Genomic DNA, 5,974 nt, shown 5'->3' on the forward strand with positions numbered 1-5,974 from the left:
GGCATGCAGTTCGGCGAGCGTTTCGCCGGCCAGGAGTTGGCCGTGGCCAAGGCGCCTCGGCCGGGCGCAGTGGCGCAGGATTGGTTCGACGACCTCAGCATCGGCGCGCCCAGCGTGGGCCTGACGCTGCTGGCCGGCGCAGCCGGCGCCAACCTCGGCGCCTACAACTATGGTGACGCCGACGGCCTGGCCCTGTTCGGCGTCGGCCCGCAGGCCGGCGCGGCCGACGGCTTCGGCGCGATCTCGGCCCGCTTCGCCTCGCCCGTGTCGGCCCTGGGCTTGCAGCTGCGCGATGCCGACGGCGGCGCGATCACGCTGAGCCTGTACCGCACCGACGGCAGCCTCATCCAGGCCGTTGATCTGAGCGGCCGCAGCGATGGCCGCTATGCCTTCGCACGCACGGGCGGGGCGGCCGACATCGCCGGCTTCTCGCTGACCAACCGCGACAGCTACTACGGCGTGTCGCTCGACAACCTCGTGCTCGCCGCCGCCCCCGTTCCCGAGCCGGGCTCGGCCCTGCTGGCCCTGGGCGGCTTGCTGACCCTGGCCGTCGGACGCCGGCGCGCCCGCTGATTCCAACCACGACAACACAACGGAGACCATCCATGAACAAGTCCCTGACCCTRATCGCCCTGGCCGCTTCCATCGGCACCGTCCAGGCTGCCGGCACCTCGCTGAGCAACACCCAATTCGCCTTCACCGGCGTGAATGGCAACACGACGGTCGGCGGCTGGTCCTTCGTCAGCTTCGTCGACATCGCCGCGGGCACGACGATCTACTTCACCGACACCAACGTGCTGCAGACGACGCCGGCCGCCGGCGTGTTCTCGACGACGGCAGAGACCTTCTGGTCCTGGACGGCCAGCGCCAAGGTGAATGCAGGTACGTCGGTGGCGCTGCTGGGCACGGGCGTCAACGGCCAGTACGCGGCCAAGTCCGGCACGGCCGGCGGCACTGCCAACGGCGTGGTCGTCAACCTGAACGGCGGCGCGTCCAACATCTCCAGCGGCGGCGACATCCTCTACGCCTTCCAGGCCGCGTCCTATGCGACGAACTACCAAGCCTCGGCCATCACCTTCCTGGGCGCACTTTCCAACCGCGGCACCTACACCTCGTCCGACAATCCCACTGCCGCGACCGGCCTTTCCGGCATCCAACTGCGCGAGTACAAGGTCGACGCCGCGACGGCGACGCGCTACACGCAGTTCACGGCGCAGGTCACGACCAACGACGCGCCTTTCAGCTCGGTGGCGCAACTGAAGTCAGCCCTGGCCGTGAACGCCAACTGGACGACCGTCGCCGGGTCCAACTCGACGCCCATCGTCGCCGACGTGCTGGCCGTCACGGCCGTGCCCGAACCCGAGAGCTACGCGTTGATGCTGGCTGGCCTGGCCGTCATGGGTGGCGTGGCGCGCCGGCGCCTGCGGGGCTGATCAGCGGTAGCGTGCGAGCACCCGCTCCACGCTGCCGTCGCTGACGAGGCGGTCCAGCACCGAGGCCAGCTCGGCGAAGGGCACACCCGAGCGTGGCGAGAAGGCGCAGCGCGCGTCGAACTGATTGATGACCCAGGCGATGCGCACCGGCGCGTTCGGCTGCTCGTGCAGGAAGAACTGCAGCGAGGTTTTCTCCACCAGCGCATACCGCACCTTGCCCGCGGCCAGCCGCCGCAGGTTGGCCGCCATGCTGGGCACGTCGCTGCGCCTGAACCATTTGCCCAGCGCCTGCTCTGCCCGCGGATAGCTGTAGCCCTGCACCGTGCCCAGGGGCTGGCCGGCGACCTGCTCCAGCGTCTTGAGCGCCGGGGCGTCGGCATGGGCTGCGACGAGGCTGGCATCGGGAATGAGGCCGCGCGTCCAGCGGAAGTCGCCCTGCAGCCATTCCGGCAGCACGAAGCAGACGGCGTCGGCCTCGCCGGCCAGCAGCGCGGCGCTGACACGCTTGCCCGCCATCGGCACAAAACTGACCGGGCGGTCCAGGCCGGCTGCAATCAGCTCGCCCAGATCCTTGACCATGCCGCCGACCAGGCGCCCGTTAGCGTCGAACTCGGCGATGGGCAGGGCGTTGTTGGTGGCCGCAACGAATCGCAGCGGGGGTGGTGAAGGCAGCGGCTGCCCCGTCGCCGTGCCCGCGAGCACGGTGGCCAGCAGCAGCGCCGCCAGCCGCCTCACGGTCTGAGCAGCTCCAGCAGCCGCTCCAGGCCGCCTGTGTTGATGGCAATGCGTGCCTGCTCGCGCACCTTGGGCTTGGCGTGATAGGCCACCGACAGGCCTGCCGCGCCCATCATGGGCAGGTCGTTGGCGCCGTCGCCAACGGCTATTGATTGGTCGGGCCGGCAGCCAACTGACTCGCAGCTCTGCAGCAGCATCAGGCGCTTTTGCTCGCCGTCGCAGATGTCGCCCCAGTCCTGCATGACGACGCGGCCGGTGAGGGCACCATCGACGATCTCCAGCTCGTTGCTGCGCACGAAGTCCATGCCCAGCTCGGCCGCGACGAAGCGCGTGAAGAAGGTGAAGCCGCCGGAGACGAGCACGAGCTTGAGCCCGGCCGCCTTCAACGCCGCGCACAGCTCGCGCGCACCGGGGTTGAACGTCAGCCGCTCGGCCAGCACGCGGTCCAGCACGGTCGCCGGCACGCCCGCGAGCAGGGCCAGGCGGCGGCGCAGGCTGTCCTTGAAGTCGGTGATCTCGCCCCGCATCGCCGCTTCGGTGATGGCGGCGACTTCGGAGCCCTTGCCGGCCAGTGCGGCGATCTCGTCGATGCACTCGATGCTGATCAGCGTCGAATCCATGTCGAAGGCGGCAAGCTTGAAATGGGACAGCGGCGGCAGCGCGGGGCCGTCGCGCAGGACGAGGCCGTCAGAAGCGGGGGAGGTCACGGAGTCAGGATAGGGCAGGCCATCATTGGGCCGCATTATCCCGATGCGCTCATGCGCGGCGCCGGGCAAGCAAAAGCGCGAGACCGCCCAACAGCAGCGCGGCGCTGGCCGGCTCGGGCACGGGCGCCGTCTGCAGGTCGAGCTGGAAGAAGGCCTGGCTCGCCAGTGGCAGGCCGCGCATGTCGATCTGCACGCTGTGAGCGGTGAAGCTCAGCCGTGACGCGTCCAGGCCGGCGATGCCATTGCTCGTCAGCTGTACGCCGGTGATGGCGGTGCCATTGCCGAACAGGGTTTCGAAGCGGAAGTGGTTGACGGCAATGTTGTCGAAGCCGCTGCCCGGGCCGGTGTAGTCATAGCGGACGCTGCTGTCGCCGAAATCCAGGGTCTGGGTCGGCGACGTCAGCACCTGGCAGACCTGGGCGGCGCCCGGGCAGCTCAGCTCGGTGCCGGCGCCGACAAGGACGCTGTCCTGGGTGTGAAAGACGGTTGTGCCGTTGTCGAAGTCATAGCGCAGGTCCACCGTCGTGCCCTCCAGGCCGGCGGCGCTGGCCAGGGTGGGCAGCAGGACTGCAGCAACAAAAGCCAGCTTCTTCATCGCGATGCTCCGGTCGGCAGGGTGGCGCAGTCTAGGCAGGGACGCGGGCGCAGGCAGCCCCTAGCTTGAGACGGTGCAGAGACGCTGGCCGCGCAGAGTCCGCCACGTCCTCAAGCCGTGGAGTTCGCTCATGTCTCGCCTCGCCTCTGTTTCTGTCGCCGGCCTCGCGCTGGCGCTCGCCACGCATGCCGCCGCCTCGGGCCTGAGCCTGCAGGTCGGTGACTTCCATGCCGCCGACTGGAGCCTGATCCAGATCACCGACGATGGTCCGGCAGACGCCAACATGGTCATCGACGCCAACCTGGGCAACCCGGGCTCGCATTGGGTGATCAGCTATGTCACGCCGAGCAGCCCCGGCCTGTCCAGCTCGATGAACCGGCTGGGCGCCTTCTATACGGCGCTGGCCTACGACCCGGCGCAGTTGGGCGCGCTGCAGAAGCTGGAATTCAGCGCCGACATCCGCGGGCTGTCCAGCAGCTTTGCCTTCGACACGCTTGGCAGCATCCGGCCGGCCCTGATGCAAAACGGCGTGACCTACACCGTCATCGGCAGCGACCTCGTGACTGGCAAGGCAATGATCAAGCCCGACTACCTGTCGCAGCAGTGGTCCTTCGTGGCCGCGGCGGCCGACTGGGTGCCACCGGTGGCCGGGTCCGCGCAGCGCCCCGACTTCAGCGCGGGCGCCCTGCCGATCTACGTGGGCTTCCGCTACACGCTTGGCACCAGTTGCAACAGCGTCAACGGCTGCACCGGCGGCAGCGCCTTCCTCAGCCTGGACAACTTCTCCGCCACGCTGACGCCGGTGCCCGAACCCTCGGCATGGCTGATGTTGGCGGCCGGCATCGGCTTGCTGGTATTGCGCCGCCGCCGCGCTTGACCGCGGGAAGCGCCACGGCACACTGCGCGCCATGCTCAAGCTGCTGGGAGCGCCGGCCTGGCAGGCCGATGCCGCTGAAAGTCTGCCTCTGCCCGCCACACTGCCGGGCTGCCTGCTGATCCATCTGGCCTGCCTGGGCCACTGGGTGGAGCGTGGCCAGCTTGCGGCGCTGTTCTGGCCGGATGCCGAGCGCGAACAGGCCCGGCACCATCTGCGCATCAACTTGCACCGGCTGCGCCAGCTGCTGGCCGGGTTCGGCCAGGCCGATGCCTTGGTGGCCGAGCGGCAGCGCGTCTGTCTCCAGCTGCCGCACGACCTGGCCTTGCTGGAGATGGCCTGCGCCGAGGCCGACGGCGCCGAGCTGCTGGCCCGTCCGGCCATGGCCTGGCTGCAGGGTTTCAGGTTTGCCGGCTTCGACGAGTTCTGGCGCTGGGCCGACGACCATGGCGCGCTGCTGCARCGCCGCTGGGACGAAGCCGCTCGGCGCGCTTTGCAACGCGCCGGCACCGCAGCCTGGCAGGCGCCGCTGCGTGTGCTGCTGGAGCGGGGCGGGGCGCCGCCGACCGAAACCGATCAGGCGCTGTGCGGCCGCGCTGAATGGCTGGGCCAGATCCGCCGCGAGGCCGCGCCGGCGCTGGTGCTGCTGGGCGAGGCCGGCGTGGGCAAGACCAGCGTGCTGAAGGCGGCCTTCCCCGGCGCCCCCGTGCTGCAAGGCCGCGAGGGGCTGGCGGAGATGCCTTACCGGCCCGTCGTCGAACTGCTGCTGCCGCGCCTGGACACGTTGCGCGCGCTGCTGCGCCAGCCCGAGCGCGGCCTGGCCGCCTACCGGTTGGACCTGGCGCGGCTGCTGCCCGAGCTGGCCATCGACGAGCCCCTGCCGCCGCTGGACGCCTTGAGCGCCCGCGCCCGGCTGCTGGAGGGCCTGGCGCGCGTGCTGGAGGCGCTGGGGCCGCTGTTGCTGGTCGATGACCTGCAATGGGTGGACGCGGCCAGCCTGGAGCTGCTGGCCCTGCTGAGYCACCGCGGCCGGCTGCGCTGGCGCGGCGCCGCGCGGGGCGAAGAACTGCCGGCCGAACACCGCGACTGGCTGGCCCGGCAGCAGGACCTGCGCTGCCTGGCGCTGCCGGGGCTGGCGCTGGAGGCTGTGCAGCTGCTGCTGAATCGCGCTGGCCAGAGCGCCGCCGACGCTCCCGCGCTGCTCGCGGCCAGCCACGGCAATGCMTTTGTGCTGGGTGAGCTGCTGCGGGCCCGAGCCGACGGCGCGCCCGTGTCCCCGCGCGTGCACGAGTTGCTGCTGCGGCGCTGGCAGGCCCTGAGCCCGGCAGCGCATGGCCTTGTCGGCGCGGCAGCCGTGCTGGCCCGGCCGCTGCCGCTGGCGGTGCTGGGCAGCGTGGCCGCGGTGCCCGATGCCGAATTGCTGCCCGCGGCCCGGTTGGCGCTGCAGGCCGCGCTGCTGCGCGAAGAGCCCGACGGCGCCCTGCAATGCCGGCATGACCTGGTGCGCGAAGCGGTTCTCGCGGTGCTGCCGGCCTTCGAGGCGCAGGCGCTGCGGCAACGGGCCGCATTGGCGCTGGGCGCGCGCGCGGAAGGCGCCGCCGAGCCCCTGGCCGTGGCCGCGCTGTGGCAG

At 70.8% G+C, this 5,974-nt stretch carries 7 protein-coding genes; 4 read left to right on the plus strand and 3 right to left on the minus strand.

Annotated features, from left to right (window positions below; translation table 11 throughout):
• The coding region (locus AC1DU6_RS17485) for a hypothetical protein (RefSeq protein WP_477858580.1) at nt 1–573 on the plus strand (573 nt) is incomplete at its 5' end.
• 32 nt (nt 574–605) lie between these two features.
• Nucleotides 606–1,433, plus strand: coding sequence for a PEP-CTERM sorting domain-containing protein (locus AC1DU6_RS17490; protein WP_457323677.1), 828 nt, complete (start codon nt 606–608; stop codon nt 1,431–1,433).
• On the opposite strand, the gene AC1DU6_RS17495 is transcribed toward AC1DU6_RS17490, so the two are convergent.
• Genes AC1DU6_RS17495 through AC1DU6_RS17505 form a run of 3 tightly spaced genes read right to left on the minus strand, consistent with a single transcriptional unit; the run spans nt 1,434 to nt 3,470 of the window.
• Nucleotides 1,434–2,168, minus strand: a complete 735-nt coding sequence (locus tag AC1DU6_RS17495; RefSeq protein ID WP_457323678.1) for a substrate-binding periplasmic protein — start codon at nt 2,166–2,168, stop codon at nt 1,434–1,436.
• Nucleotides 2,165–2,911: a phosphoserine phosphatase SerB gene (gene serB / locus AC1DU6_RS17500; RefSeq protein WP_457323679.1), complete on the minus strand. Its 747-nt coding sequence runs from the start codon at nt 2,909–2,911 to the stop codon at nt 2,165–2,167. The genes AC1DU6_RS17495 and serB overlap by 4 nt, the downstream gene beginning before the upstream one ends.
• Before the next feature lie 13 nt (nt 2,912–2,924).
• Nucleotides 2,925–3,470, minus strand: a complete 546-nt coding sequence (locus AC1DU6_RS17505; RefSeq protein WP_457323680.1) for a PEP-CTERM sorting domain-containing protein — start codon at nt 3,468–3,470, stop codon at nt 2,925–2,927.
• 130 nt (nt 3,471–3,600) lie between these two features.
• Between AC1DU6_RS17505 and AC1DU6_RS17510 the strand changes: the two genes are divergently transcribed.
• Entirely contained in the window at nt 3,601–4,347 is a 747-nt protein-coding gene (locus AC1DU6_RS17510) for a PEP-CTERM sorting domain-containing protein (protein WP_457323681.1), read from the plus strand.
• A 31-nt stretch (nt 4,348–4,378) separates the two neighbouring features.
• On the plus strand, nt 4,379–5,974 hold a 1,596-nt coding region (locus tag AC1DU6_RS17515; protein ID WP_477858584.1), incomplete at its 3' end, for an AAA family ATPase.

It is taken from the genome of Roseateles sp. P5_B10 (assembly GCF_056400485.1).